The 2,287-nt window shown below is 68.1% G+C and carries 2 protein-coding genes and 1 pseudogene; 1 reads left to right on the forward strand and 2 read right to left on the reverse strand.

The features are described 5' to 3' along the window. Positions 1-1,125 (forward strand): 5'-nucleotidase C-terminal domain-containing protein (locus tag LQV45_RS26580; protein ID WP_230009717.1); only part of this gene is annotated, 1,125 nt, incomplete at its 5' end. Positions 1,126-1,135: 10 nt separating this feature from the next. Here LQV45_RS26580 and LQV45_RS26585 read toward each other — a convergent pair. Together LQV45_RS26585 and LQV45_RS26590 are read right to left on the reverse strand one after the other, a co-directional pair. Then, positions 1,136-1,621: an aminoacyl-tRNA deacylase gene (locus LQV45_RS26585; RefSeq protein WP_223913811.1), complete on the reverse strand. Its 486-nt coding sequence runs from the start codon at positions 1,619-1,621 to the stop codon at positions 1,136-1,138. Between the two features lie 91 nt (positions 1,622-1,712). Then, positions 1,713-2,287: pseudogene (locus LQV45_RS26590) on the reverse strand (acetyl-CoA C-acyltransferase); the annotation flags it as partial.

The raw sequence follows: 2,287 nt of genomic DNA on the forward strand, positions 1-2,287 counted from the left end.
CTCTGGGACCGCGACAACGTCCAAGGCAGGCTCGATTTCAACGGCATCGTCGAAGAGGCCAAAGCTGTCATTCCGCAGGTGAAGGCCGCCGGCGCGGACATCGTCATTGTCACGAGCCATTCCGGGGCGACTCCGGGGTCTTCCTACGGCGACGCCCTGCCGTTCCCGGAGAACGCCTCCACCCAGCTGGCGGAGGAAGTGCCCGGCATTGACGCCATCCTGGTCGGGCACGCACACCTGGAGATCCCCGAGCGTTTCGTCACCAACAAGGCCACCGGCAAGCAGGTGCTCCTGACCGAGCCGCTCAAGTGGGGCATGCGGGTATCTGTCATGGACCTCGAGCTCGCCAAGGTGCAGGGGCGGTGGGCCGTTACGTCGGCGCATTCGCACTTGCTGGACGCCAAGACTGTGAACCCGGATCCCGCCGTCGTCCGGGCCGTGCAGGCCGGGCATGAGGCCACGGTGAACTACGTCAATGAGGTCATCGGAACCTCCACGGCACCGCTCAGCACGGCCACCGCCTGCTGGGAGGACTCCGCAGCGATCGACGCCATCAACTACGTCCAGGCGAGCACCGTCAAGGCTGAGCTGGCCAACGGTCCCGCGGCCGGGCTGCCCGTGCTGTCCATTGCCGCGGCCTTCTCCCGCGCCGTTGATGTCAAGGCCGGGGCGCTCACCATCCGCGACGTCGCAGGGCTGTACATCTTCGACAACACGCTGCTCTCCGTCAAGGTCACTGGCGCGCAGGTCAAGGCATACCTGGAGTGGTCCGCCCAGTACTTCAAACCGGTGACCGCTACCACAGCCAGGGCCCAGGACGTCACCAATGCCGTGACCGCCACGGCACCGAACGGCACGCCGGACTACAACTACGACGTTGTCTACGGCCTGGACGCGCCGCTGAACTACGAGATCGACCTCGCCCGGCCGGCAGGGGACCGGATCGTCAAGCTGACCTACGGTGGCGAGCCGCTGCGGCTCGAGCAGGAATTCGCGCTGGCCATCAACAACTACCGGCACCCCTCACGGTTACGGCCTGACGCCCTGTCAAACAGCAACGCGGGGTCACTTTGCGCCCATCCCGGCGGTCGGGATGGGCTCCAAGTGACCCCGCGTTGTTGTTAACCCGGGCGCGCTAGTTGGGTTCAGTGATGTCGGCGACGACGGCGCCCAGCGCCGCCGTCAGGGCATCCGCGTCCACGAACGCGCTGTAGCCATGTTCCCCTGCGCCCATGGAGATCCGCCGGCCCGTGATGGTCTGGTCGGCGTAGACGGGCCAGGGGCGGATGCTGCCGAGCGGCGTGATGGTCCCGCGCTCGTACCCGGTGGCCTCGAAAGCCGTATCCGCCGCCGGCAGCGAGAGCTTGTTGACGCCCAGCAGCGCCCGCAACTTGGGCCAGGAAATCTGCCGGTCTCCGGGGACCAGTGCGAACAGGAAACTGCCGTCCTTGTGCTTGACCACGAGCGACTTCACGATATCCGCGGGCCGGATCCCGAGGATACCGGCCGCCTCCTCAAGGCTGCGGGCGGCGAGGCGTTCGACGATCTCCACGTCCAGCCCCCGCGCCGCGGCGTCGGCGAGGAACCGTTCGCGGCCGCTGGTTGTTTTCTGCTCTGGCATCGCGTCAAACCTTCCTGACTCCTGGCGGCGGTTCCCGGTCCGCCCGGCCGCCCCTGTGGTCCGGGCCCGCCCGGCCCGCCGGTTACCGGTCTTAGTCGCGGTACAGCAGCAGCGCTTCGCCCTGGCCGCCGCCGCCGCACAGGGACACGGCCGCCTTGCCGGTACCCCGGCGCTTGAGCTCGTGGGCCGCGTGCAGGGCCAGCCGGGCCCCGGAGGCCCCGATCGGGTGGCCCAGGGCGATGGCACCGCCATGGATGTTGCACTGCTCCAGCGGATAGTTGAGGTCCTTCAGGGACTGCACCGCGACGGAACCGAAAGCCTCGTTGATTTCGATGAAGTCGAGGTCCGCGGCGGACCAGCCGGCCTTGTCCAGGGCGTTCTTGATGGCGTTCGACGGCTGGGAATGCAACGAGTTGTCCGGACCGGCGACCTGGCCCGGCTTGCCGACCACCGCGAGATACTCGAGGCCGTTGTCCTCGGCGAACTTCCGGCTGCTCAGCACCAGGGCGGCAGCGCCGTCGGACAGGGGAGAGGAGTTGCCGGCGGTGATGGTTCCGTCCGTGACGAACGCCGCGCGCAGGCCGGCCAGCGACTCGACGGTCGTGTCGGGCCGGATGCCCTCGTCGGAGGTGACGGCGATCGGATCGCCCTTGCGCTGCTTGACGC

The organism is Microbacterium sp. Bi128 (genome assembly GCF_918698205.1).

Excerpts from the sequence above, each read along its gene's own strand:
- LQV45_RS26585 (WP_223913811.1), bottom strand. The coding sequence starts at position 1,621 with ATGCCAGAGCAGAAAACAACCAGCGGCCGCGAACGGTTCCTCGCCGAC.